This window comes from Alsobacter sp. SYSU BS001988, assembly GCF_054796215.1.
This window is the reverse complement of sequence record NZ_JBTAMK010000001.1, coordinates 176,323-201,745: the sequence shown is the minus strand read 5'-3', so window position 1 is coordinate 201,745 and position 25,423 is coordinate 176,323. Positions and strand designations below refer to the sequence as shown.

General features: G+C 70.8%; 21 protein-coding genes. 11 read left to right on the top strand and 10 right to left on the bottom strand.

Annotated elements, in window-relative coordinates:
* Window positions 1-19: 19 nt before the first annotated feature.
* The gene (locus ACYVO7_RS00920; RefSeq protein WP_460447976.1) at window positions 20-1,135 is read right to left on the bottom strand and encodes a phosphatase PAP2 family protein; all 1,116 of its coding nucleotides are present in this window, start codon (window positions 1,133-1,135) and stop codon (window positions 20-22) included.
* A 129-nt stretch (window positions 1,136-1,264) separates the two neighbouring features.
* Window positions 1,265-3,049 (bottom strand): adenylate/guanylate cyclase domain-containing protein, encoded by a 1,785-nt coding sequence (locus ACYVO7_RS00915; protein ID WP_460447975.1) that lies wholly within the window; start codon window positions 3,047-3,049, stop codon window positions 1,265-1,267.
* A 248-nt stretch (window positions 3,050-3,297) separates the two neighbouring features.
* On the opposite strand from ACYVO7_RS00915, the gene ACYVO7_RS00910 reads away from it, so the two are divergent.
* The 4 genes from ACYVO7_RS00910 (at window position 3,298) to ACYVO7_RS00895 (ending at window position 6,842) form a co-directional block, all read left to right on the top strand.
* Window positions 3,298-3,621 carry a hypothetical protein gene (locus tag ACYVO7_RS00910; protein ID WP_460447974.1) on the top strand — a complete coding sequence of 108 codons (324 nt, stop codon included), beginning with the start codon at window positions 3,298-3,300 and terminating at the stop codon, window positions 3,619-3,621.
* An 81-nt stretch (window positions 3,622-3,702) separates the two neighbouring features.
* On the top strand, window positions 3,703-4,824 hold the full coding sequence (locus ACYVO7_RS00905) for a hypothetical protein (RefSeq protein WP_460447973.1): 1,122 nt from the start codon (window positions 3,703-3,705) through the stop codon (window positions 4,822-4,824).
* Between the two features lie 93 nt (window positions 4,825-4,917).
* Entirely contained in the window at window positions 4,918-5,838 is a 921-nt protein-coding gene (locus tag ACYVO7_RS00900) for an EamA family transporter (protein ID WP_460447972.1), read from the top strand.
* Window positions 5,839-5,906: 68 nt separating this feature from the next.
* Window positions 5,907-6,842 carry an FkbM family methyltransferase gene (locus ACYVO7_RS00895; RefSeq protein ID WP_460447971.1) on the top strand — a complete coding sequence of 312 codons (936 nt, stop codon included), beginning with the start codon at window positions 5,907-5,909 and terminating at the stop codon, window positions 6,840-6,842.
* Between the two features lie 11 nt (window positions 6,843-6,853).
* Here ACYVO7_RS00895 and ACYVO7_RS00890 read toward each other — a convergent pair whose 3' ends face one another.
* Both ACYVO7_RS00890 and ACYVO7_RS00885 read right to left on the bottom strand, forming a co-directional pair.
* Entirely contained in the window at window positions 6,854-7,201 is a 348-nt protein-coding gene (locus ACYVO7_RS00890; protein ID WP_406856350.1) for an antibiotic biosynthesis monooxygenase family protein, read from the bottom strand.
* Complete coding sequence (locus ACYVO7_RS00885; RefSeq protein WP_460447970.1) at window positions 7,198-7,527, bottom strand: NIPSNAP family protein; 330 nt, start codon at window positions 7,525-7,527, stop codon at window positions 7,198-7,200. The genes ACYVO7_RS00890 and ACYVO7_RS00885 overlap by 4 nt, the downstream gene beginning before the upstream one ends.
* A gap of 137 nt (window positions 7,528-7,664) precedes the next feature.
* On the opposite strand from ACYVO7_RS00885, the gene ACYVO7_RS00880 reads away from it, so the two are divergent.
* Together ACYVO7_RS00880 and ACYVO7_RS00875 are read left to right on the top strand one after the other, a co-directional pair.
* Window positions 7,665-8,372 (top strand): ArsR/SmtB family transcription factor, encoded by a 708-nt coding sequence (locus tag ACYVO7_RS00880; RefSeq protein WP_460447969.1) that lies wholly within the window; start codon window positions 7,665-7,667, stop codon window positions 8,370-8,372.
* A gap of 81 nt (window positions 8,373-8,453) precedes the next feature.
* Window positions 8,454-9,968 (top strand): CYTH and CHAD domain-containing protein, encoded by a 1,515-nt coding sequence (locus ACYVO7_RS00875; RefSeq protein ID WP_460447968.1) that lies wholly within the window; start codon window positions 8,454-8,456, stop codon window positions 9,966-9,968.
* A gap of 17 nt (window positions 9,969-9,985) precedes the next feature.
* Here ACYVO7_RS00875 and ACYVO7_RS00870 read toward each other — a convergent pair whose 3' ends face one another.
* Window positions 9,986-10,216 (bottom strand): hypothetical protein, encoded by a 231-nt coding sequence (locus tag ACYVO7_RS00870; RefSeq protein WP_460447967.1) that lies wholly within the window; start codon window positions 10,214-10,216, stop codon window positions 9,986-9,988.
* A gap of 162 nt (window positions 10,217-10,378) precedes the next feature.
* Here ACYVO7_RS00870 and ACYVO7_RS00865 point away from each other — a divergent pair, with 162 nt between their 5' ends.
* On the top strand, window positions 10,379-11,548 hold the full coding sequence (locus ACYVO7_RS00865; protein WP_460447966.1) for a YncE family protein: 1,170 nt from the start codon (window positions 10,379-10,381) through the stop codon (window positions 11,546-11,548).
* A 48-nt stretch (window positions 11,549-11,596) separates the two neighbouring features.
* Here ACYVO7_RS00865 and ACYVO7_RS00860 read toward each other — a convergent pair whose 3' ends face one another.
* From ACYVO7_RS00860 to ACYVO7_RS00845, 4 genes are all read right to left on the bottom strand, one after another.
* Entirely contained in the window at window positions 11,597-13,669 is a 2,073-nt protein-coding gene (locus ACYVO7_RS00860; protein WP_460447965.1) for an HWE histidine kinase domain-containing protein, read from the bottom strand.
* Between the two features lie 157 nt (window positions 13,670-13,826).
* Window positions 13,827-14,183 (bottom strand): response regulator, encoded by a 357-nt coding sequence (locus ACYVO7_RS00855; protein WP_460447964.1) that lies wholly within the window; start codon window positions 14,181-14,183, stop codon window positions 13,827-13,829.
* Window positions 14,184-14,199: 16 nt separating this feature from the next.
* Window positions 14,200-17,304, bottom strand: a complete 3,105-nt coding sequence (locus ACYVO7_RS00850) for a CheR family methyltransferase (RefSeq protein ID WP_460447963.1) — start codon at window positions 17,302-17,304, stop codon at window positions 14,200-14,202.
* Between the two features lie 112 nt (window positions 17,305-17,416).
* Complete coding sequence (locus tag ACYVO7_RS00845) at window positions 17,417-18,313, bottom strand: dihydrodipicolinate synthase family protein (RefSeq protein WP_460447962.1); 897 nt, start codon at window positions 18,311-18,313, stop codon at window positions 17,417-17,419.
* 220 nt (window positions 18,314-18,533) lie between these two features.
* On the opposite strand from ACYVO7_RS00845, the gene ACYVO7_RS00840 reads away from it, so the two are divergent.
* Both ACYVO7_RS00840 and ACYVO7_RS00835 read left to right on the top strand, forming a co-directional pair.
* Window positions 18,534-19,688, top strand: coding sequence for an efflux RND transporter periplasmic adaptor subunit (locus ACYVO7_RS00840; RefSeq protein ID WP_460447961.1), 1,155 nt, complete (start codon window positions 18,534-18,536; stop codon window positions 19,686-19,688).
* A 4-nt stretch (window positions 19,689-19,692) separates the two neighbouring features.
* Window positions 19,693-22,887 carry an efflux RND transporter permease subunit gene (locus ACYVO7_RS00835; RefSeq protein ID WP_460447960.1) on the top strand — a complete coding sequence of 1,065 codons (3,195 nt, stop codon included), beginning with the start codon at window positions 19,693-19,695 and terminating at the stop codon, window positions 22,885-22,887.
* Between the two features lie 29 nt (window positions 22,888-22,916).
* Here the strand turns inward: ACYVO7_RS00835 and ACYVO7_RS00830 are convergent, their stop codons facing one another.
* A complete protein-coding gene (locus tag ACYVO7_RS00830) occupies window positions 22,917-23,576 on the bottom strand; it encodes a peroxiredoxin-like family protein (RefSeq protein ID WP_460447959.1) in 660 nt (219 codons plus the stop codon).
* A gap of 236 nt (window positions 23,577-23,812) precedes the next feature.
* Between ACYVO7_RS00830 and ACYVO7_RS00825 the strand changes: the two genes are divergently transcribed.
* Together ACYVO7_RS00825 and ACYVO7_RS00820 are read left to right on the top strand one after the other, a co-directional pair.
* Window positions 23,813-24,745 carry a ring-cleaving dioxygenase gene (locus ACYVO7_RS00825; protein WP_460447958.1) on the top strand — a complete coding sequence of 311 codons (933 nt, stop codon included), beginning with the start codon at window positions 23,813-23,815 and terminating at the stop codon, window positions 24,743-24,745.
* A gap of 35 nt (window positions 24,746-24,780) precedes the next feature.
* Window positions 24,781-25,413: an alpha/beta hydrolase gene (locus tag ACYVO7_RS00820; RefSeq protein ID WP_460447957.1), complete on the top strand. Its 633-nt coding sequence runs from the start codon at window positions 24,781-24,783 to the stop codon at window positions 25,411-25,413.
* Window positions 25,414-25,423 lie beyond the last annotated feature (10 nt).

The window sequence follows — 25,423 nt, the reverse complement described above, 5'->3', positions numbered from 1 at the left end:
CGTCGTCCCCGGGCTTCCGTCACCTCCATTCCTTGAGGGCTCGTCCCCAGAGCCACTCCAGCGCGGGCGAAGACGTGGTGAGCAGCTGGGGACCCGCCGAGGCCACATAGGGCGCCGCCGCGAGCTGCTGGGGCGGGTTCGTGTCGAACAGCGTGTGCCAGTTGAAATCCAAATTGGCCGGGTAGGCCGACCCGTCGAAGGACCACGCCTGGTAGCCGTTCATCGCCGCGCAGCGCCGCGCGAAATAGTGGCCCAGCGTCAGGCCGAGCATCGCGCCGGCGACGCTGTCCACGGGGAAGTGCACGCCCGCCACGGTCCGGTTGACGGCGATCCGCGCCGCGGTGCGCATCAGCATCTGGCCGAACGCCTGATTGCCGTAATGGGCCGGGTGGGCCGTCCGCAGCAGGGTCCACAGCACGGCGGCCGAGGCGAAGGCCTCGGTCGCGTGTCCGCTGGGCAGCGAGCCATGCGCCGGCGTCAGGATCATGGGCTGGATCTTGGGGGAGAGCTCCACCGGGCGCCGGCAGGCCAGCGCGTGCTTCACCCGCATCTCGACCACGTTGGCCAGCCGCAGCGCCGTGGCGATGAGCTCCATCGTGTAGGGCGTCCGGTCCGGGTGAAGGAACACGATCGAGCTGAAGAACGCGCCCGGATTTGACGTCTGCTCCAGGATCTCGGAGGCCCGGTCGGGCCGCAGATCGGCATGGTCGTTCACCAGGTCGAGCTGCTGCAGGAAGATCGCGTCGGTCGGCCGCTTCAGGGAGACCAGGGGCTGGTAGGTCGCCGTGGGCGGCGAGCTGGCCTGCGGCTCGATCTCCAGATGCCAGACCCGCATCACTTGCCTGCTGGAGCCTTGGGTTCCGAAGCCCAGCCGCGACATGACCTCGGCGTCGAAGACGGCGGCCCTCACCCAGGGCGACCAGAGATGCAGGTGCTTCGGGTCCTCGACGGCCAGCGCAGGCGGCGGCGTCGCGCCGGCCTGCCATGGTCCGACGACGCCGTCGCGGGAATGGATCAGGGCGTCCGCGCCCAGCGCGCCGTCATACGGTCCGGAGCCGCCGACGCCCCCGACGCCGCCTACGCCGCCGACCCCTCCGACGCCTCCGACGCCTCCGACGCCGCCGACCCCGCCCACGCCCCCGACGCCGCCGACTCCCCCGACTCCCCCGACGCCTCCAACCCCGCCAACCCCTCCGACGCCACCTAAAAGCGAGAGCAACGACATGGTCTGGTCTCCCCGTTCCGGCCGGCGCCGGCATTGCGTTCAGGCGGGCACGCCCGCATTCCCGAGAGCCTCGGCCCATTCCTGGCCGATGGCGAAGTCGGAGCTGGGCGAGCGCTCGCGCCAGCTCCTGATGGTGAGGGACGGGTCGAGGCTCATCAGCCCCTGCACGGTCTTGCGCGCCTCGTCGTGCTGGCCGAGGCTCCACTGGGCGATCGCCAGGGCGCGCCAGGTCGAGGTGTGCGTGCGATTGGCCTTGAGGGAGCGTTTCGCCGCCTGCAGCGCCCGCGTGAACTGGTGCGCCGCCAGGTAGGACGTGGCGGCCAGGCTGTCATAGAAGTACCGGTGCGGATCCAGGGGCGACAGCCTCAGCGCATGCTGGGCGGACGCGACGGCCGGCTGTCCCTCGCCCCGGAAGGCGTGAAGCGTCCCCTTGAGCAGCCAGGCCAGGGAGTCGTTCGGATTGGCCTCGATCGCCCGCTCGTAGCGGCTCTGGGCGACGTCGAGCTTCTTGAGCAGGTTGGTGTGCACGAACCCGTCGATGGCGAGCGCCAGCGAGCAGTTCGGATCGGCGTTGAGCGCCAGGCTGGTGCAGCGCAGAGCCTGCCGGGCGTCCTCGACCGGGTCGGGCGACCAGCCCTGCTGCACCCGCAGCACGTGCCACTTGGCGAGCCAGGCCTGCGGGACGGCCTGCCGCGTCGCGCGTTCGATCAGGGCGTCGAGCATGCGCCGGGCCCGGGCGAAGTCGGGCGGCGACAGCCGGTGCATCAGCGACACGGCGCCGAGCAGGAGCGTGTAGTTTTTCAGCGTCGGCAGAGGCTGGGTCTGGGCGCTCAGCGCCTCGCGGGTCATCACCGCCGCGCTGAGCTCGGCGATGATCTGGTCGATGAACTCGCGCTTGCCGCGCAGGATGGCGTTCAGCTTCGCCCTGTATTGGCGCGACTGGGCCACCTGGCCCGTGAGGGCGTCGGCGATCTCCACGTTGAGGATCAACGCTCCCTGCTGGGTGCGGTAGTCGCCCGAGACGATGTAGTTGGCGTTCAGCCGCCGGCCGATCTCCTGGACCTGCAGGCCGCGGTCGCGGAAGGCCGTCGTGGACAGCCGCGAGATGACGCAAAGCTCCTGCGAGCGCGACATCTCGCTGATCATCTCCTCGGCCAGGATCTCGCCCAGCATGAAGTGGTCCTGCTGCTCGTTCATCGAGGAGAACGGCACCACCGCCAGCGACGGCGTCAGGTCGCGCAGGGGCGGTCCGGCGTCGGGCCGGGGCAGGGGCCCGGGGGGCCCCACCCGGTAGGCCCGCACGGGCGAGTTCACATGGCGCAGGTAGCAGTCGCCCAGATCCTCGATCTCGGCGTCCAGCACGGGGGTGATCTGGGCCCGCACCCCGGCCGACGCCACCACCTCGCCGGGCCCGGCCAGCGTCGCCAGGCGGGCGGCGCGGTTGACGCCTCGCCCGAACACGTCGCCCTGGCCCCGGATCACGTCGCCGGTCTCGATGCCCACGCGCAGCAGGATGTGCTGGTCGGGCGCGTAGCCGGCGTTCCTCTGCAGGGCGGACTGTTGGATCCAGAGCGCGGCCTTCACCGCGCCCTGCGCGTGGTCGAACTCCAGGAGCATGCCGTCGCCGAGGCTCTTCACCAGCTGGCCGCCGCAGACCGGCAGGATGTCGTCGGTGACATGCTCCAGAAACGCCAGCCAGCGGCCGATGAGCTCGTCCTCGTGCTGCTCGACGAGGCGCACGGACTCCACCATGTCCACGACCACGAGGGATCGGGTCGCGTGGGTCAGCGTTCGAAGATCAGTTCTGGAGAGGTTGACCGTCAAACGACGTCTTTCCTCTGTTCGTCTCGTGCGGGATAAGATCCGTGAACTCTGACGTCTTTCAACACCCTCGGCAAGTTAGCTGCTTCACACATGCCAACAGTGTGACGCGGCTCACTTGACAGGGTCGCCCCTTTGCTGTGCACGTTACGGTTTAGCCGGCGCCTCGGAACATCATCGTTTTCAACGATCCTGAACGGCGCCGGTCCAAAACGAGACGAGAGTACCTCCTTGGCGACTCAGGTGCGCTCTTGATCCTCCTGCGGCCCTTTCAGTCGCCCGTGACTGAGGCGTCGCTGACCGAAGCGGTCAGGTCGGCCCTGGGCCGGCGACTGAAGAACTATCCGTGGAGCTTTGAAGCCAGCGTCGAAGGCAGCGTGCGGCCGCTGACGCCGGACACCTGCGTGCTGTCCGCCTTCCTGGTGGACCGGGCGAGCGGGTCCGTCATCGCCGCGGTGCGCAGCCGCGACCGGTTCGGCGACGCGCGCCGGATCGCCGAGGCCTTCGCATCCAGCGCCGAGGCCGCGTTCAAGAGGTTCAGCCAGGACGGCGCCGCGGGCATGCGCCCGACCTGACTCCGCGGCGCGAATCCGGGGCCGGCATCCAAACGACGCCTTCGCGCGTTCACCGGCCGAGAGACCGCGATCGGAGACGGGATGCCTTGGCTCTTGGAGTACGCCGCTGGCGCCCTCTGCGTCGTCCTCGTTCTGTCCGACATCTTCCGCACGGTGCTGCTGCCGCGGCCAACCCACCGGGCGCTGCGGCTCGGCCCCATCCTGGGGCGCAGCGTCGGACCGCTCTGGCGCGGCCTCGCCGGGCGAATGCGCTCGCCGCGCACCCGCCAGACCCTGCGGGCCAGCCTCGCGCCCCTGCTTCTCGTCGCCTCCATCCTGATCTGGGTCGCCGTCCTGATCCTGGGCTACGCGGCCATGCTGCACGCCCGCAGGTTCGACATGCAGCCGCCCCCCGGCTTCGGCGACGCGCTGTTCCATGCCGGCTCGGCCTTCACGACCATCGGCTTCACCAGCGTCCACATCTCGGGGCCGAGCCGCGTCACGGTGGTGCTGGCCGGCATGACGGGGCTCGCCGGCGTCACCATCCTGGCCACCTTCATCCTGTCGGTGCAGAGCTCCCTGCAGGATCGCGAGGTGCGGGTGATCCAGATCGGCGTGATCACCCGTGCGCCGCCGACTGGCCTGGCCCTCCTGGTCGGCATCGGCCGCAACGACAGCCATGAGCGGCTGGCCGTCGTGTTCAGGACCTGGAACGATTGGGCCGCCGACGTGCTCCAGAGCCATCGCGCCAACCCGATCCTGATGCATTTCCGCTCCGCCGAGGAGGACTGCGAATGGCTCGCCGCGCTGGGGGCCGTGCTGGACGCCGCCAGCATCGTGCTGGCGGTCGCCGACGAGGACCGGATGAACGCGGCCTCCTCGGCCGCGCGGGAGTTCCTGCTCACCGGGACGCATGTCCTTCGCCAGCTCGCGGCCATCTTCCGGGTCGAGGGCGGGCTCGACGCCGCCGAGCCGGGCCCCTCGCGACGGTGCGAAGCCCGGGAGCTGGACAGCGTGCGGGAGGCCCTCGCCAAGGCCGGTTACGCCGTGACCGCCAGTCCAGAGGCCCTCGACAGGCTGAACCGGCTCCGCTCGGCCTATCTGGACGACCTCTGCGCCCTGGCGGAGCGCTTCGACGTCCGCATCGAGCGCGACATCGCGGCTCGCGGCGCGGGCCGGGGAGGGCCGCTGCAGGCCGGGAGCGGCTTCGATCCCGCCGGCTGACTCCGCCGATCGGTTTCGATGATCGGTGGGTTCACGCTTTTGCATTGTTCCGGCGGCCGATCCGGGAGCATGGTCCCGCCACTGGAGAATCCCATGCCCGGCGCGTTGCCCCTGCCGCACATCCTGCTCGCTCTGGCCGTCGTGGCGGTTTGGGGGACCAATTTCGTCGTCATCCGGGTCGGCCTCAGCCATCTCCCGCCCTTGACCTTCGCGACCTTGCGCTTCGCCTTCGCGGTGGTCCCGGCCATCGCCTTCGTGAAGCGGCCCGCCGCGCCGTGGCGCCATCTGGCGGCCTACGGGGTGCTGATCGGGGCCGGCCAGTTCGGGCTTCTCTTCATCGCCATCAACGGATTCATCTCGCCGGGGCTGGCCTCGCTGGTCGTGCAGGCGCAGGTCTTCTTCACCATCGGGCTCTCCATGGCGCTGACCGGCGAGCGGGTGCGCCTGTATCAGATCGTCGCGCTGCTCCTGGCCTGCGCCGGGCTGGCGGTGATCGCGTCGCATGTCGACGCCAGCACCACGCCTCTCGGCCTCGGCCTCGTGCTGCTGGCGGCCGCATGCTGGGCCGCCGGCAACATGGTGGCCAAGGCGAGCGGCCGGGTGAACATGGTCGCCTATGTGGTGTGGTCGAGCCTCTTCGCGGTGCCTCCCCTGGTGGCGCTGTCGCTGGCTTTCGAGGGCTGGCCGGCCATCGCGCACGGGCTGGCGGCCGCCGGACCGGAGACCTGGGCCGCGGTTCTGTGGCAATCGGTCGGCAACAGCCTGTTCGGCTACGCCGCCTGGGGCTGGCTGCTGGCCCGCCACCCGGCCGCGACCATCACCCCGATGGCCCTGCTGATCCCGGTCTTCGGCCTCGGCGCGTCGGCCCTGCTGCTCGGCGAGCCGATGCCGCCCTGGAAGCTGGCCGCCACCGCGCTCGTGGTCGGCGGCCTGGCCATCGGCCTGCTCTGGCCGCGGCTGTCGGGCCCGCGCGCCGGGCGCGCCGCCGCCGACCCGGCCTCCGCCCCGCGCTGAGCGCGCCGCGCATCGCCTTCACGCCCGGAATGGGCCATCATCGCGGCCTCACGCGCGCGAAGGGCCCCATGCTCCTCTCCTACACCCAGAACCTCGAGGACTATCATCTCTCCCTCGCCTTCGCCGGCCAGGAGACGGGCTTCTACATCGACGTGGGCGCCGGCCACCCGGTGGCCGACAACGTCACCCAGTTCTTCTACGAGCGGGGCTGGCGCGGGATCGTGGCCGAGCCCCAGGCCGATCTGGCGGCGCTCTATCCGCTGCTGCGCCCGCGCGACGTCGTCCATGCGGGCCTCGTGGGCCGGCGGGACGGCGAGACGGCGTTTCACCAGGTCGACCGGCTGCATGGCTTCTCCACCACCGTCGAGGAGCACGCGCGCGGGGCGGAGGCGTTCGGGGCGACCTACCGGACCGTGCGCCTGCCCTGCCTGACGCTGGCGAGCCTGTGCGAGCGGCATGGGGTCACGGCGATCGACATCCTCAAGATCGACGTCGAGGGCGCGGAGGCGGACGTGCTGGCCGGAAATGACTGGGGCCGCTTCCGGCCGGCCGTGGTCGTGGCCGAGGCGGTGACGCCCGGCGCGGGGGAGGAGGCCTGGCAGGCCTGGGAGCCGGCCCTGCTGGCGCAGGGATACCGGTTCCGCCTGTTCGACACGCTGAACCGCTTCTACGTGGCGCAGGAGCGGCCGGAGATCTTCGAGCGGCTTCCGGCCGAACGGGCCGACTGGTCCTCCGCGACCCACATGTACGAGATCGGGCGCGCGCCGGAGAACCCGGCCCATCCCGACCACGGCCTCGCGGCCGCGCTCGCCCGCGGGCTCTGGGCCGACCTTCCTCACCTCGATACGGCCGCCCTGGCCCGCATGCTGGTGCGCGGGCGCGGCCAGGAGGCGACGCCCGAGGCGCTCGCGGCGGCCCGCGCCGAGATCGACGCGGACGCGTTCCGGGCCGCGATGGGCCGCATCGCCTGCGGCTATGACGGCGGGCAGATCCACCCGGATTGAGCGCCTGGCTCCTACCCGCCATGCGCGGCCCGGCTGTCCGGCGGGGCCTGCTCGCGCTCCCTCATGCCGTAGTCCCTCGCCACTGCGGCGACGCGCAGCCGGTAGTCGCGGAACACCGCGTTGCGGCCCTTGGCCTGCGCGCCCCGGTGCCGCTCGCGGGCGCGCCACGCCGCCACGGCCTCTTCGTCGCGCCAGAACGAGAGCGAGAGCAGCTTGCCGGGTTCGGTCAGGCTGCTGAACCGCTCGACCGAGATGAACCCGTCGATGGCCTGGAGATCCTCGCGGAGAGACGCCGCGATGGCCAGGTAGGCGTCGGTCTGGCCCTCGGCGGGCCAGACCTCGAAGATCACCGCGATCATGCCGCCGACCCCCGCGCGTGGGGAGCGGACGCGAGCCGCAGGAAGATGCGGTCCTCCTTGCGGATGAAGCGCTCCTTTCGGGCGAAGGCGTAGTTCTCCCGTCCCAGCGGATCGTCGCGCAGGCGCGCCCGGTAGGCCTCGTAGGCGGCGAGGCTCTCGATCGAGTAGACCCCGTAGGCCGTCGTGCTGGAGCCTTCATGCGGCGCGAAATACCCGATGAGATCCGCCCCGCAGCGCGGAATCGCCTGGCCCCAGTTGCGGGCGTAGGTCTCGAAGGCCTGCGTCCCGAACGGATCGATCTCGTAGCGGATGAAGCATGTGATCATGGTCGGCTCCTGTCGTGATCGCCCCTGACTAACGCATGGGCGGCGCGATGGCTTCGGCCGCCGCCGTAGCGTCGCCGCATCCGGGCGGGCATGCTGCCGGCGGGCCTCTTTCGCGGGTCCGGACTGGAGGACCTCTCATGCCCACCACCGCCGCTTTCGCCGCCACGGCGGCGCTCGTCGGAGATCCGGCGCGGGCCGGCATGCTCTGCGCCCTCATGGACGGCCGCGCCCTGACCGCCACGGAGCTCGCCCGGGTCGCGGGCGTCACGCCCCAGACCGCGAGCGGCCACCTCGCCCAGCTCACCGCCGCCGGCATGCTGGCGATGGAGCGCCAGGGCCGGCATCGCTACCACCGGCTGGCCTCGCCCGCCGTCGCCGCCATGCTCGAAAGCATCATGGCGGCTTCGACGGGGCTGCGCGACGCCGTCGCGCCGGCGCGGCCCGCAGCGGCGCGCGACGAGGCGCTCCGGCGCGCCCGCACCTGCTACGACCACCTCGCCGGTCGCGTGGCGGTCGGGATGGCGCAGAGCATGGCGGATCGCGGCCATTGCGAGTTCGGCCCCGACGGCGCGGCCATGACGCCCGGCGGCCTCGCCTTCCTGCGCGATCTGGGCGTCGTCCTGGAGGCCGACGGAGCGCCGGCGCGGCGCAGGGCGCGGGTGTTCTGCCGCCCGTGCCTCGACTGGACCGAGCGCAAGCCCCACATCGCCGGCCGGGTCGGCGCGGCGCTGTGCGAGGCCTGCTTCGCGCAGGGCTGGATGCGCCGCCTGCCCGGAACCCGGGCCCTGGACGTCACCCCGGCAGGCCGGCGCGCGCTGGCCCGCGCCTTCGGCGTCGAGGCCTGAAACCACGCCTTCGTCCGACCCGGTGGAACCCGCATCCGCGCGGGCGCTTGTACAAGCGCTGCGGGCGCGCGAAGACTGGGCATGACGCCGAACACCGAGATCGAGCTGAAATTCCTGCTGCGCCCCGGCCGCATGGACGCCCTCCAGCGGGCGCCGGCGCTGCTGGCGGCGGGCGAGCCCCAGGTCTCGCCGCTGCGCGCCGTCTATTTCGACACCCCCGACCTGGCGCTCCGCCGCAAGGGAATCGTGCTGCGCCTCCGCCACGACGGACAGCGGACCGTCCAGACCGTCAAGAGCGCCGGGACGGCGCTGGGTCGCGGCGAATGGGAGAGCGTCGTCACGGGCGACCAGCCCGACCTCGCGGCCGCCCGGGGGTCGCCGGCCGAGGCCCTTCTGGACAAAGGCCGGATCCGAAAGGAGCTGCGTCCCGTCTTCACCGTGGAGGTCGAGCGCCGGACGCTGTTGCTCGAGCGCGACGGGTCGCTCGTGGAGGCGGCGCTCGACACGGGCGTGATCCGGGCCGGGGACGAGGAGCACGCTCTGTGCGAACTCGAGCTGGAGCTGAAGCGGGGCTCGCCCGAGGCGCTCTTCGCGGCGGCCCGGGAGATCGCGCCTCTCGGCCGCGGCGTGCTCTCCTTCACGAGCAAGAGCGAGCGCGGATACCGGCTGCTGCGGGGCGAACTCGGCGCGCCGCGCAAGAAGCCGGCCTTCGACCTCTGCGAAACGATGTCGGCCGGGGAGACCGCCTTTCACATCGGCCTGCGCTGCGCGGCCGCCCTCTTCGACAATTGCGAGCTGCTGCTGGCGACGCGCGACGTGGAGGCGCTGCACCAGGCGCGCGTGTCGGCGCGCAGGTTGCGGGCGTTCTGGTCCCTGTTCGCGCCCGTGCTTCACGGCGCTCGCGGCGGGGGGCCCGAGGAGGACCTGAAATGGATCTCCGGCCTGCTCGGCGAAGCGCGCGACCTCGACGTGTTCCTGGCCGAGACCCTGCCGGCCGCCCGGAACGCCCATCCGGACGCCGCCGGCTTCGACGGCCTGGAGCGCGCCGTCGCGCGGCGGCGCGACGCGTCCTACGACGCGCTGGAGCAGGCGCTCGAGTCGGAACGGTTCCTGGCGATGAGCCTGGACCTCGCCCGCGCGCTGGCGGCGGACGGCCCGGACCCTGGAACTCGGAGCCGGCCCGTGCTCGACGTCGTCCGCGACGCGCTGGACCGGCGCCTGCGCAAGGTTCTGAAGCAAGGCGAGGACCTCGCCGCTCTGGACGCCGAGGAACGCCACCGCGTCCGCATCAAGGCCAAGAAGCTGCGCTACATGATCGAGCCCTTCGAAAGCCTCGCGCCGCGGAAGGATTTCAGGCGGCTCCTGCAGGGTCTGAACGACCTGCAGGACGAACTCGGCGCGATGAACGACGTGCGCGTCAGCGCCGCCCTGATGACCAGGCTGGCGGAGGATCCGGCCGGAGTGACGGATCCCCGGACCCTCTTCGCCGCCGGCCTGATCGCCGCGGCGCCGGCCGCCGGCGCCCACGCCTTGCTGAAAGGCGCGCAGGCGGCCCATGACGGGCTCCGGCGCGTCAAGCCGTTCTGGTCGGCCTGACGCGCGGCTCGACGAGGTCAGGTCGTGCGGTGCCGGCGAACGACGCGCTTCTTCCGCGGCTTCGTCTGGTCGACCACTCCGCCCGGCGCCGCCACGACCGCGCCGGCTCCCGCGCCCACCACGGCTCCAACCGGGCCTCCCACCACGGCGCCGCCCACCGCTCCGACGGCGGTCCCTGTGGCTTGCTGACGCGTCGCGCAGGCGGCGGCGGAAAGGCAGATGAAGGACGCGATGAGGAGGCTGCGCATGGGGAAAGCTCCTGGATGTGGAAGGGACTGACGCACAGCCAACGCGCGTCCGCCCATTCTGTTCGCCTCGATCGCCCTTTGAACCCCGTCCGGGAGGCGTATGCTCCCTTCAGGCCGTTCGCCCGACAGGGGGCGGCCGCACAAGACACGGGAGGATGCACGATGCAAAGGTGGCCGGAAGCGGTCTTCATCACCTTGGCGATGGGCATGGCGGCGTCGGCCGTCCATGCGGCGCCGTTCATGATCGTGGGCAATGACGAGAAGCTGGTCTGGGACGACGAGGGCAAGCCGGTGCTGTCCGCCCCCGGCAAGGACAATGTCGTCATCGTCGACCTCGCCAATCCCGAAGAGCCCAAGATCGTGGCGACGCTGCCGCTGAAGAACTCGGTCGTCGGCCCGCCGACCAACGTCGCCATCGACCCGACGGGCTCCATCGCGCTGGTCGCCGATTCCGTGGACGTGGTGAAGGACGGCGAGGCCTTGAAGCAGGTCGTCGACGACAAGGTCCACGTCATCGACTTGAAGGCCAATCCGCCCAAGATCGCCAAGACCCTGTCGGTCGGCAAGATGCCGTCCGGCCTGAGCTTCAGCCCGAAGGGCGACATGGCCCTGGTCGCCCTGCGCGGCGACAACGCCGTCGCCGTCCTGTCGATCAAGAACGGCGACGTCACCCTGGCCGAAACGGTCCCGATGGGCGACGTGGTGGCCCATGTCGCCATCTCGCCCGACGGCAGGCGCGGCATGGCGATGAAGTTCCCGGCCCACAAGGCGGCGATGCTCGACATCGACGCCAGCGGCAAGGTGACCTACGGCAAGGTCGACCTGCCCACCGGGCAGTGGCCCTATAACGGCGCGATCAGCCCCGACGGAAAGTTCGCGCTCACCGCCGACAACGGCAATTCCGGCGCGTCGGACGGCAGCGTCGACACCGTGAGCGTCATCGACCTGGAGGCCAACCCGCCCCGCATCGTCGACCGCGTGGTGGTGGGCGACGGCCCGGAAGGCCTGGCGATCAGCCCCAAGGGCGACGTCGCCGTGGCGGTGATCCTGCGCGGGTCCAACGCCAGCAAGAAGGCCTATTTCTACAAGCCGACGGGGTCGATCAACGTCCTCAAGGTCGAGGGCAAGAAGCTCACCCTGGTCAAGGAGATCGAGGTCGGAGGCCTGCCCGAGGCGGCGGTGTTCACCCCGGACGGCCGCTACCTGCTGGTCGGCAACTATCTCGACCAGGACTTCTCCATCCTGAAGGTGGACGGAAGCCAGGTCACCGACACCGGCAAGCGCTTCAAGGTGCCCGGCCACCCGGCCTCGGCCCGGATGGGACCCGGCTGACCCCGCATCGGACCGTCCGGACGCCCCGCGCGTCCGGACCCCGCCGGCCTAGTGGGCCAGGCTCGACGCCGGCAGGGCCGCGGCCAGTTTGAAGTGGCCGGACGCGAAGTCCTGGCGATAGGCGCCGCCCAGCTCCTTCTCGACGCAGAGGCGGATGAGCTTGCTGCCGAAGCCGTTGCGGGCTTCCCGCGCCTGAATCCTGTCCGTCGTCTCGGACCAGCGGAGGGCGACGCGCTGGTCCGCGCCGTCCCCCTCGAGCGTCCAGGAGACCTCCAGCCTGCCGTCCTGGTCGGAGAGGGCGCCGTATTTCACGGCGTTGGTGGCGAGCTCGTTGACCATCAGCGAGATCGACACCACCGAGCGCGGGCCGACATGGATGGAGGGGCCCTCGATCACGGTCCGTCGCCAGTCGGGTCCGTCATGCGGCGCCAGGGTGAGCCGCACCACGTTCTCCAGCGTCGTGCCCTTCCAGTCGGAGTCGCTGAGCAGGTCGTGGGAGCGCGCCAGCGCCATCACGCGCCCGGTCAGCGCATCCTTGAAGTGCTCTGGATTGTGGGTGGACTTGAGCGTCTGCAGCACCAGCGACTGGACGATCGCGAGCGTGTTCTTCACCCGGTGGTTCAGCTCCGCGATCAGCAGCAGCTGGTGCTCGGAGGCCCGCTTCTCGTCCGTGACGTCGAGCACGACCCGCACCGCATAGGCGAAGGCGCCGTCCTCATGCACGGCGGTGCTGAAGATGCGCACCCAGCGCGGTTCGCCGTCCCGCCGGTGGAACCGCTTCTCCACCACATAGTCCGTCTGCGATCCCGAGAGCTGCCCGTGGAACGCCGACTGGTCCTCCGCCACGTCCTCCGGCTCGCTGAGATCCGTGAAGCGCATGCCCAGCAGCGCCTCGCGCGTATAGCCGGTGATCCGGCACAGGGTCTCGTTCACGGCGACGAAGCGGCCATGCGCGTCGACTTCGGCGATGCCCGCGCCGGCGTTCTCGTAGGTCGCCCGCAGGCGCCGTTCGCCCGCCTCGGCGCTGCGCAGCGCGCGGTCGCGTTCATCCGCCCTGCGGCGCAACTCGCCGGACGTCTCCGACATGGCGTTGGCGATGGCGCTCACTTCGGCGATCGAGGTCTTGACCGGCTCCTGCCGCTCCTTCGCCGTCCCCAGCGCGGATGCGGCGCGCGCCACGTCGCGGATGGGCGCCGCGAGCGTCCGTCCATACGCCAGGGCGAGAACCAGGGAGCCCAGCAGGCCGAGGCCGGTCAGGGCGGCCACCCCGCCCAGGAACTGGCGCATCGGCGCCTCCAGCGTCCGCCTCGGGATGCTGACGGCGACGCGCCAGCCGCTCAGGGCCGACTGATGCGCCACCGTGAGGACTTCGTTGCCGTCCAGCGTGCGCCCGGGCCACACGCTGCGGCCCGCGGCGACGTTCTCGCGGAAGCTGGCCGAGGCCTCCGATCCGATGAAGCGCTCATGCTCGTGCGACCGGGCGACGATCTTCATCGCGCCATCGATGACGGAGACGTTCCAGTCCGGCGGCGTGGTGGCGTCGAGCACGACCTGGCGCAGGAGATCGGGCGAGATCGCCATGTTCATGACGTAACGGACCTCGCCGCCGCTGCGGACCGGAATGTCGACGAAGACGAAGGGCCGCCTGGTCACAGTGCCCTGGTAGAGGTTCGAGACCGCCGGCTGGCCGGTCTCGAACACCCGCCGGTCGGTCTGGCGCACCATCTCGTCCTGGCTCACCGGGAGGGGCTTTCCCCATGGCGCGACGGTGTTGAGGATCTGCTGCCCGGAGCTGTCGCGCATCGCGATCGCATAGCCCCGGAAGGTCAGGACCTGCTTGGCCTGGTCGTAGACGGTGGCGAGATCCCCGGCCGCCAGCGCCGGCGACGTGGCGAGAGCCTGGAGGGCGGCGATCATGCCGCCGAGCTCGCGGTCGATGTCGCCCGAGACGTCGCTGGCGAAGGCCTGGGCCTGGGCCTCCAGGCGCAATTGCTCCTGCGCGGCCATGCGGGTGGCGATGACGGTGCCCACCAGCGAGATGGGGAGGAGCGTGAACAGGCTGAAGACGGCCAGATGAACGGAGATGGGGTAGCGTCTTCGCTGCGCTGCGTCCGAGGCCATCGACGTCGATTTTCTGTCCTGCGCCGCCGGAGGGAACGGCTGGCGGCCTGACGGCCGCACCACGTGTTAGATCGCGCTTGGGCGCCCTTCGCAAGTCGGCAGCGCCCGTTCGACAGGGGGTACGGCGCCGCACCCCTGCGCCCGGGTCGCCGCCGCCTCAGCCGCCGAACATCTTGCGCAACGCCGCGAGCAGCTCCCGCTCGTCGTGAGGTTTGCTCAGAACCGTCACCCCGCTGTACTTGGCGGGCAACTCTCCGGGGTTGTAGCCGGTAGAAAATACATAAGGGATGCAGCGCTGCCGCAGCACATCCGCCACCGCGAAACTGGTCTCGTCGAAGAGCTTCACGTCCAGGATGGCCGCGTCCACCTGCCCGTCCCGGATCAGCGCCAGCGCCTCGACGACCGTCGGGGCGGGACCCAGCGTGTCATAGCCTTTGCGCTCGAGGGACGTCTTCAGGTCCAGCGCGATGATCCACTCGTCCTCGACGATCAGAATCTTGCGACGCGATTCCACGGCCGGCTCCGTCGACCTAAAGAGGGCAGGTCAGCGTGACCGAGAGCCCGGTCGGATCGAATCGGATCTCCGACGTCCCGCGCAGCGTGTAGCCGATCTCGCGCTGGATCAGCTGCATGCCGAAGCCGGTCTCCTGGGGAACCGCCGCGGAAGGGCCGCCCTGCTCCCGCCAGTGCAGCGTCAGTCGCCCGTCCTGGCTGGACCACGTCACCTTCACCCGGCCCTCGGCCCTGGACAGCGCGCCGTACTTGCCGGCGTTGGTGGCGAGTTCATGCAGCACCATGCCGAGCGAGAGCGCCTGGCGCGGCCGAACTCGCAGCGCGGGTCCGTCCAGCGACACGCGTTGGAGCCCGAACGGCTCCAGCTCGTCCTTGACGATGTTGGCCAGCGACACGTCCACCCATCTCTCGCGCGAGATCGCCCCGTAGGACCGGGCCATGGCCCGCAGGCGTTGGATCAGGGTCGTCTTGTACTGGGCGAGGCTCTGGCCGGGCGTGGCCATCTGGTCGGCGATGGCGATCACCAGCGCCAGCATGTTCTTCACCCGGTGGTTCAGCTCCGCCACCAGCACCCGCTGCTGCTTTTCGGCCTGCACCAGCGTGGTCACGTCCACGAACGTCACCACCACGCCCTGAACGCGCACCTCCGAGTTGCGATAGGGGATCAGGCGCAGCAGGAAAAAGACATTCGGGCCTTCGTCGGCGATCTGGCGCTCGATGCTCTCGCCGGACTCCAGCACGGATTGCACGTCGGCGGCGAGGTCGGGCAGCGGCAACCGGCTGGACAGGTCGCTGAGCGGGCGGCCCTTGTCGGTGGGCAGGATGGAGAAGATCCGCTTCACGTCGGGCGTGAAGCTGCGGATCACGAGGTTGCGGTCGAGGAAGACCGTGGCGATCTGGGTGCTGGCGAAGAGGTTGCTGAGGTCGCTGTTGGCGCGGTCGAGCTGGTCGACCTTGCCGTGAAGCTCCGAATTCACGGTGTGCAGTTCCTCGTTGAGCGACTGGAGCTCCTCCTTGGAGGCTTCGAGCTCCTCATTGCTCGACTGCAGCTCCTCGTTCACCGAGACGAGCTCCTCGTTGGAGGACTTCAGCTCCTCCAGGGCCGTCTCATATTCCTCGATCAGGGCCTGCAGGCGCTCGCGCGTCTCCCGCAACTCGGTTTCGAGATGGCTCGCCGCCTCCTCGCCGCGCAGGACCGTGCGGGCCTCGGCCTGCTCGCGGCTGAGCATCGGACCCTCGTCGCTGAAGAGCACGAGGAACAGGTTCTCGTTGTCGCGGCGCTCCGCCAGCGGTTCGACCGTGAGGGTGACCATCTGGACGCGGCCGTCCTCGCCCTCGACGGCCGCGCCGGGGCGCACCACCGCATGCCCGGTCTCCATCGCCGTCTGGAGCGCGGTGCGCAGCTCCAGCCGCAGGCCCTTCTTGGTCATGCCGATGAGGTGGCGGCTGGGCAGGCCCGGCGCCGGCTCCAGGTATTTGCCGGTCCGGCCCGAGTAATAGACCACGTCGCCCTGGTCGTTGACGAGCACATGCGCCGGCGCATGGCGCTCGATCACCTGCCGTTCGACGGAGTGCCGGATGGCGGCTCCGGCCAACTGGCCCCGCGGCTGCCCCGCCTGGCTGGCCTCCATCATCGGCGTCACCCCGCGGACCGAACGGGGAAGCCCGTTCACGCCGACGACGTCGTCCCGACGCCTGAAGATTCTCTGCTTCTTGTCCACGGCCGTGAACAGGTCGCCGAACTGGCTGACCGTCTCCGACGTGCCGAGGAACAGGAAGCCGCCCGGCCTGAGCGAGTAGTAGAAGGTCGGAATGACCTGGCTCTGGATGTCGGGACCGAAATAGATCAGCAGGTTCCGGCAGGATACGAGGTCCATCCGGGAGAACGGCGGATCGCGAATGACGCTGTGGGGCGAGAAGATGCACAGATCCCGGACCTCCCGGCTGATCTGGTAGGCCCCGCCGTCGGCGACGAAGAAACGGTCCCCGCGCTCCTGCGACACGCTGTCCAGCAGGGCCGTCGGATAGCGGGCCGCCCGCGCCACGGCGAGCGCCCGCTCGTCGATGTCGGTCGCGAAGATCTGCACCTGCGGCTTGGCGCTCATGCGGTCGAGCCGCTCCTGCGCCAGCATGGCGATCGTGTAGGCCTCTTCGCCGGTGGCGCAGCCCGGAACCCAGATCCGGATGGTGTCGCCAACGCCGCGGCCCGCGAAAAGCTTCGGAAGGACCAGCGTCTCGAGAGCCTCGAACGCCTCCGCGTCGCGGAAGAAGTTGGTGACGTTGATGAGAAGGTCGCGGAACAGCGCGCTGACCTCCTTCAGGTCCTTGCGCAGCGTCGCCACGTAATCGGCGACGGTCTTGGACTGGGTGACCTGCATCCTGCGCTGCACCCGGCGCATGAAGGTCTTCGCCTTGTAGCCCTGGAAGTCGTGGCCGACCTGGTTGCGCAGGATGGCGCAGATCGTCTCGTGGGCCGTGGCCCATTCCGCGTCGGCCGAGGGTCCGGGCTGTTCGGGGGCGCCCGCGCCGAGGAGGTCGAAGCCGCGGGCGAACTCCAGGAGCTTGTCGCCCATCTGGTCGGCCGGGATGGCGAGGTCCACCAGCCCGGTGGAGATCGCGCTCTCCGGCATCTGAGGATGGCTCGGCCCGTTCGCGCCGGGCGCCTGCGCCATGGTCAGGCCGCCCCTCTCCTTGATGGCCTTGATCCCCAGCGTGCCGTCGCCGTCGCGCCCGGACAGGATCACGCCCGCCGCGTATTCGCCCTGGTCCATCGCCAGGGAGCTGAGGAAGATGTCGATGGGCTTGCGCTCGCGGTGTTCCTTGCTCTGCCGCCGGATCGTCAGCCTGCCGCGGTCGATGCCCAGGATCGCGTCGGCCGGGAGCACGTAGACGCGGTTCGGCCGCACTTCGGCGCCCTGCCGGGCCAGCGTCACCGGCATCGTGGTGTGCCGGCCGATGATCTCCGGGAGCATGGTCTTGTAGTCAGGGCTGAGATGCGTGACCACCACATAGGCGATCCCGCCGGCCGCCGGCGCCGCCGAGAAGAAGCTTCCGAGAGCCTCGACTCCTCCGGCCGACGAGCCGATCCCCACGATGGGGAATGGTTTGGAAGATGTGGCCATCGGTCCGGGATCGCAACGCTGAGTTCATGAACGTGGAGGCGTCGCCCTCCGGATGTGCGAGGACGCGAGCCGTCCATCCCGCGGGTCCAAACACTTCACACGCAATCACGTTTCAACGCAAACCCAACCTTGAGACGATGTCCTGGCACCGCTGGGCGTTACTTTCCGCGAGGGGCAGGATGGGCAGGGGCGGATCCGCGCGGCACAGTCCGAGCAGGTTGGCGGCCGCGTAGACGACGCGCAGGCTGCTCAGTTCGCGAAACAGCGCCCAGAGCGGCTCCAGGGCGGCGTTGGCGTCCCTTGCCGCGGTCACGTCCCCCGCCTGCGCGGCCCGGACGATGCTCATGCAGGGTTCGGGGAACAGCCCGCCCAGCACGCTGTACCAGGCGGCCCCGCCGGCGATCAGGGCCTCGGCGGCGTTCCAGTCGCCGCTGAACCCGATCTGGAAGTCCTCCGACGCCGCCGCCCGCAGCGCCGCAAGGCGCTCCGGCATGGCGGCCGCCTCCGCCGACGGGGCCTTCACGGCCACAATCGAGGGGTGGCGGCTGAGCCGCCCGATCAGGGCGGGCGTGAAACTGAAATGGGTCGTCGCCGGGTTGTCGTAGACGCACAGCGGCAAGCCGACCGCATCCGCCACCGCGGTGAAATGGACCTCGACCTCCCGCTCCGTCAGAGGCGTGTACGACATCGGCGCCAGCAGCACGGCGTCGGCGCCCGCCTCGCGGGCGTCGCGGCCGAGCCGGATGGCCTCGTCCGTGCGCAGCGCCCCGATCCCGACCACCAGGGGCGTGCGCCCTCGCGCCGCCTCGGCGGCGATCGACACGGCGCGCCGCCGCTCCTCGCGGCTCAGATAGGCGTAGGTCCCGGTGCTGCCGAGCAGCCCGATGGAATCGACCCGTGCGGCGATGAGTCGCTCGACAAGGCGCCCGAGCGCCTCAGCGTCGACCCGGCCGTTCCGGTCGGCGGGCGTGATCGGGAAGGCCGAAAGGCCCTGGAAGACGGACGACATCGCAAGACTCCCGGTCGCAGGCCCTCGACTCTCTACAGGACCCGCGTCGCGAAGACGATCCCCGGGCGCGCCGGGGGCGGGGCGCAGCCCGCCATCCTCCTTGCTCCGGGGCTGGCGGGGCCTCGACGCGCAGTTGACGCGCAAAGGTTGTAAAGCAAACTTGGCGTCCCGTTTTGCCTCTGCGCAACATGGGCCGAGGAAGCCCACAGGAGCGGACCCGATGAAACCCACCTCCCTGGTCCATCCCTGCGTCCCGGCTCTCCTGATCGGCCTCGGGGCGTGGCCGCTGGCCGCGGCGGCGCAGACGCCCGGTCCCCCCACGGTCTCCGTCGCCAAGCCCTACATCACCGAGATCACCGAGCGGGACGACTTCACCGGCCGCTTCGAGGCGGTCGACCAGGTCGACGTCCGCGCCCGCGTGACGGGCTATCTCACCAAGGTCGATTTTCGCGACGGCAGCATGGTCAAGGCCGGCGACCTGCTGCTCAGCATCGACGACCGTCCCTATCGGGACGCCGTGAAGGAGGCCGAGGCGACGCTGGTCTCCGCCAAGACGCGCACCGAGTTCGCCCAGTCCGACTACGACCGGGCCGAGAACCTGCGCAAGACCGGCAACATCGCCGACCAGGTCTTCGACCAGCGCCGCCAGGCCCTGCTGGCCGCGCGCGCGGAGGCGGACCGGGCCGAGGCGACCCTGAGCCGGGCGCGGCTGGACCTGGAGTTCACCCAGGTGCGCGCGCCCATGAGCGGGCGCATCTCGCGCCGGCTGGTGTCGGAGGGCAACCTCGTCAACGCCAACGACACGCTGCTCACCAACATCGTCTCGCTGGACCCGATCCAGTTCTACTTCGACATCGACGAGCGGTCCTTCCTGGCCTATTTCCGCCAGGGCGTGAACGGCATCGGCTCCGGCCAGGGCGGCGATGCGTCCAAGGTGGCGGTCGCGCTCACCAACGAGACCGAGCCGACCCATCCGGGCCGCATCGACTTCGTCGACAACCGCGTCGACGCCGCCAGCGGCACGATGCGGGTGAGGGCGTCGCTGCCCAACCCCACCATGGCGCTCACGCCGGGGCTGTTCGGGCGCATCCAGATCCAGGGGTCGCAGCCCTACAAGGCCGTGATGATCCCCGACGAGGCGATCGGCGCGGACCAGGACCGCCGCATCGTCTACGTGGTCGGCCCCGACTCCAAGGTCTCCGCCAAGGCGATCCGGACCGGCCCGCGCATCGACGGGCTCAGGGTGGTGCGCGAGGGCCTCGACGGCTCCGAGACGATCGTGGTCTCCGGGCTGATGCGGGTGCGCCCGGGCGCGGCCGTCCAGCCCAGGATGGTGGCCATCAAGCCCGGGCCCGACGCGATCGCGGAGAAGTAGCGCCATGCGGTTCGCTCATTTCTTCGTCGATCGGCCCATCTTCGCCGCGGTCCTGTCCATCGTGATCATGCTGGTGGGCGGCATTTCCTATGTAAGGCTGCCCGTCGCCCAGTATCCGGAGATCGCGCCGCCCACCATCGTGGTGCGGGCGAGCTATCCGGGCGCGGACGCCGCCACGGTGGCGGCCACGGTCGCCACGCCGCTGGAGCAGCAGATCAACGGCGTCGAGGACATGCTCTACATGTCCTCCTACTCCACCGGCGACGGCAATCTGTCGCTGACCATCACGTTCAAGCTGGGCTCCGATCTCGACAAGGCGCAGGTGCTCGTCCAGAACCGCGTCGCCATCGCCAATCCGCGCCTGCCCGAGGAGGTGAAGCGCCTGGGCGTGACCACGCTGAAGTCCTCGCCGGACCTCATGATGGTCGTGCACATGCTGTCGCCCGACGACCGCTACGACCAGCTCTACGTCTCCAACTACGCGCGCAACAATGTCCGCGACGAGCTCTTGCGCCTCGACGGGGTCGGCGACCTGACGATCTTCGGCGAGCGGCAATACAGCCTGCGCGTCTGGCTCGACCCGGACAAGCTGGCCGCCTTCGGGTTGACGTCGGGCGACGTGGTGCGGGCCATCCAGGCGCAGAACGTCCAGGTCTCGGGCGGCTCGCTCGGCCAGGAGCCGGCGCCTCAGGACACCGCCTTCCAGCTCGCCGTCACCACCCAGGGCCGCTTCGACAATGTGCGCCAGTTCCGCCAGATCATCGTGCGCAACACGACCGACGGCAGGCTGGTGCGCGTTTCGGACGTCGCCCGGGTCGAGCTGGGCGCGCAGGACTACTTCACCAACTCCTACCTGAACGGGAAACCCGCGGTGGCGCTGGCGATCTTCCAGCGTCCCGGCACCAACGCGCTGGACGCCTCCGCGGCGATCCTGTCGACCATGCAGAAGCTGAAGAAGGACTTCCCGCCCGGCATCGACTACACGGTCGTCTACAATCCCACCGAGTTCATCGCCGAGTCGGTCAACGCCGTGTACCACACGCTGTTCGAGGCCGTGGCGCTCGTCGTCATCGTGATCCTGGTGTTCCTGCAGAGCTGGCGCACCGCCCTGATCCCGATCGTCGCCATCCCGATCTCGCTCGTCGGCGCCTGCGCGGCCATGTCGGCGCTGGGCTTCTCGCTCAACACCCTCACGCTGTTCGGGCTCGTGCTGGCCATCGGCATCGTGGTCGACGACGCGATCGTGGTGGTGGAGAACGTCGAGCGCAACATCTCGCTCGGCATGTCGCCCCGCGACGCCGCCCACGCCACGATGGACGAGGTCGGGACCGCGGTGCTGGCCATCGCGCTCGTGCTGGCGGCGGTGTTCATCCCCACCGCCTTCATCCCGGGCATCTCGGGGCAGTTCTACCGGCAGTTCGCGCTGACCATCGCGGTGTCGACGCTGATCTCGGCCTTCGTGTCCCTCACCTTGTCGCCCGCGATCGCAGCGCTGATCCTCAAGCCCCATGCGCACGACCCGCCCCGGACCGCTCTCGGCCGCGCCGGGGCGCGCGCCGCCGGCGCGTTCAACCGCGGCTTCGACCGCATGTCGGAAGGCTACGCCGCGGGGGTCGGCGTGATCGTCCGGCGCAAGGCGATCGTGCTGCCGATCTACGCCGGGCTGCTGCTCGGGACGCTGTGGGTGGCCGACCGGGTGCCGCGCGGCTTCATCCCGACGCTGGACCAGGGCTACGCCATCGTGGTGATCCAGCTGCCGGACGGGGCCGCCCTGGGGCGGACCGACCGGGTCGTCCAGCGCGCCAGCGAGATCGCCCGCGAGGTCCCGGGCGCGTTCAACGCCGTCGCCTTCGCGGGCTTCTCCGGCGCCACCTTCACCAACGCGTCCAACGCCGCCGCGATCTTCGTGTCGTTCAAGCCCTTCGAGGAGCGCCTGAAGACGGGGCGCAGCGCCGACGCCATCATCCGCGAGCTCTTCGGGCGGCTGCAGGCCATCGACGAGGCCTTCATCATCGCCATCCCGCCGCCGCCGGTGCGGGGCCTGGGCAACTCGGGCGGGTTCAAGATGATGGTGCAGGAGCGCCAGGGCGCCGACGTCAAGCGCGCGCTCGCCGCCGCCTACGCCATCATGGGGCAGGCCCGGCAGGACAAGACGCTCACGGGCGTGTTCACCACCTTCACGGCGGGCGCGCCGCACATCTATCTGGAGATCGACCGCGTCAAGGCGCAGATGCTGAACGTGCCGATCGCCAACATCTTCGAGACGCTGCAGATCAATCTCGGCACGGCCTATGTGAACGACTTCAACGCTTTCGGGCGCGTCTACCAGGTCCGCGCCCAGGCCGACCAGCGCTACCGCATCGAGCCGGACCAGATCGCGCGGCTTCGCGTGCGTTCGGCCACGGGCGCGCTCGTGCCCCTGGGCACGCTGGTGGAGCTGAAGGATTCGTCCGGCCCCGAGCTGATCCAGCGCTACAACATGTACCCGGCCGTGCCGCTGCAGGGCAACGCGGCGCCCGGCGTCTCGTCGGGCCAGGCCCTCGACTCCATGGAGCGCATCGCCAGCTCGGTGCTGCCGCAGGGCGCGAGCTTCGAGTGGACGGAGCTCGCCTTCCAGGAGCGCGCCACCGGCGACACCGCGATCTTCATCTTCGCGCTGTCGGTGCTGTTCGTGTTCCTGGTGCTGGCCGCCCAGTACGAGAGCTGGAGCCTGCCGCTCGCGATCATCCTGATCGTCCCGATGGCGGTGCTGTCGGCCCTCCTGGGCGTCATGCTGCGCGGCATGGACAACAACATCCTGACCCAGATCGGCCTCGTGGTGCTGGTCGGGCTGGCGGCCAAGAACGCCATCCTGATCGTCGAGTTCGCCCGCGAGGCGGAGGCCCACGAAGGCCTGGATCCCGTCGCCGCCGTCGTGCAGGCCTGCAAGCTGCGCCTGCGCCCCATCCTGATGACGGCCTTCGCGTTCATCTTCGGCGTCGTGCCGCTGATGATCGCGACGGGGCCCGGCGCGGAGATGCGCCAGGCGCTCGGCACGGCGGTCTTCTTCGGCATGCTCGGCGTGACCGCGTTCGGCCTCGTCCTCACCCCGGTCTTCTACGTGGCGCTCCGGGCCCTCGTGCTGTGGCGCGCCCGGCGCCGTGGCGGCGGCGAGACGCTCGCGCCGCCGGCCGCCCCGCAGGCCCATCCGGCCGAGTGACCGGGGCGGGAGCGACGAGACGCTCCGGCTCAGCCGGCGGCCGGCTGGGCGAGGCTGCGCGCCAGGGCGGCCTTGATCTCGTCGCGGCTCAGGCGGCGCCGGAAATCGGGGTCGATATGCGCGAAGGCGATGCGGCCGCCCCGTTCGATCACATAGGTCGCCGGCAGCGGCAGCGTCCAGCTCTCGTCGCCGTTGCGGTCCGGCAGGGGCGTGTCCGTCGGCGTCAGGATGGCGCGGCGGTCCGGCGGCACGGCGACGCGGACCCCGGCCGCGTCGGCCAGACGGCCGCCCTCGTCATACAGGATGCCGAAGCTCAGGCCGTTGGCGGCCATCGTGTCCTGCGCGAAGCGGGGCTGCTCCGGCGACACCGCGAAGGCCTGCACGCCGGCTTGCGCGGCGTCCTGCGCGGCGGCCTCGAACTCGCCCAGCGCCAGCCGGCAGAACGGGCACCAGCCTCCGCGATAGAAGGTCAGCAGCACGGGCCCCTGCCGGTAGGCCTCGTGCAGGTCCACGAGCCGGCCCTCCTGGTCCGCCAGGCGGGCGCCGGGAAACGTCTCGCCCTCGCGCAAAGCCCGGCGGCGCACGCCGTCCAGCGCGTCCAGGTCGAGCGCGAAGGCCTCCGCGAGGTGCGGGCCCAGCCGCTCGCGAAAGCGCCTGCCGAGGTGCTCGAGCTTCTCGTGGAATGACATGGCGTCGTCCTCGCCCCGTGCGCCGTCGCCGGCGGATCGGCCCGGCGAGCGGCGGCGCGCCCAGCATAGTGCATCGTTGCATGCGGCGGGAAGCCGCCCGCGCCAGGCCTGGCCTGCGCTACGCTGCCCGGATCGCGCCCGGTCGCAGCGGATCGCTTGCAGTTTCGCAACGGACATCGCCCGTCCCCCTGACTATCTGTGCGGGGCGGGACGAACCCCCGCAGGGAGAACCCGACATGAGCACCAGCGGCATCCATCACGTCACCGCCATCGCCGGTCCGGCGCGGCGCAACCTGTCGTTCTACCGCGACACGCTCGGCCTTCGGCTCGTCAAGAAGACCGTCAATTTCGACGATCCCGGCACGTATCACTTCTACTATGGCGACGAGACCGGCAGCCCCGGCGCGATCCTGACCTTCTTTCCCTGGGAGCACGCCGCCCCCGGCCGGCTCGGCGTGGGCGAGGCGCAGGAGACCGTGTTCCGCATTCCGGCCGGCGCGCTCGGCTTCTGGATGCACCGCTTCGTCGAGCGCGGCGTCGCCCATGACGCGCCGGTCAGGCGCTTCGGCGAGACCGTGCTGGCCTTCCGCGATCCGGACGGCATGCGGCTCGCTTTGGTCGGCGTCGCCGGCGCCGAGCTCGAGCCCGCATGGGCGGGCGGCGGCGTCCCCGCCGAGGCCGCGATCCGGGGCTTCCACAGCGTCAGCCTGCTGCTCGACGACGTCGCCGCCACGGGGGCGATCCTCAGCGACGTGCTCGGTTTCCGCGAGGAAGGCCGCGAGGACTCGCTCGTACGCTACAGGGCGGCCGGAACCGCCATGGGCGGCGTCGTCGACCTGCGCGCGGCGGGCGGATTCCTGCCTCCCCGTCCGGGGGCGGGCTCGGTCCACCATGTAGCGTTCCGGGCGGCGGACGACGCGGCGGAGGCCGAGATGGTGCGCAAGCTCGCCGAGAACCACGGGATCCGCGCCACCGAGCAGAAGGACCGAAACTACTTCCGGTCCGTCTATTTCCGCGAGCCGGGGCGCGTCCTCTTCGAGATCGCGACCGACATCCCCGGCTTCGCGGTCGACGAGCCCGTGGCGACGCTGGGCGACGCCCTGAAGCTGCCCGCCTTCCTGGAGCCCCGGCGCGACGCCATCGCGGCCGCCTTGCCTCGGCTCGACTGACGCGGCCCCCGGCCGCCCCCGATGGGAGATCCACCATGACCAGCGCATCCGTCCCGCAGGCGTCCCTGTCCTTCACCCACCGTTTCGCGCCGGGCTCGGACCCGACCCGGCCGCCGCTCCTGTTGCTGCATGGCACCGGCGGGGACGAGAACGACCTGATCCCGCTCGGGCGAGCCGTCTCGCCCGGATCGGCGCTGCTCTCGCCGCGCGGCAAGGTGCTGGAAGGCGGCATGCCGCGCTTCTTCCGGCGCTTCGCCGAGGGCGTGTTCGACGAGGCCGACGTCCGGGCCCGCGCGGCGGAGCTCGCGGCCTTCGTGGCGCAGGCCCGCGAGGCCTACGGGCTCGCCGCGCCGATCGCCGTGGGGTTCTCCAACGGGGCCAACATCGCGGCGGCCCTGATGCTGCTTCATCCCGACGTCCTCGCCGGGGCGGCGCTGCTGCGCGCCATGACGGTGCTGTCGGATCCGCCCGCGCCCGACCTGGGCGGCAGGCGCGCGCTGCTCCTGTCGGGCGCGTCGGACCCGATCGTCCCGGCCGCCTCGGCGGCGGGCCTCGGGGCGGCGCTCCGGCGCGCGGGCGCCGCGGTGGACCACCGCACGCTCAGGGCCGGCCATGGACTCACCCAGGACGACGTCGCCGCGGTGGCCGGCTGGCTCCAGGAGGCCTGAACGCAAGCCC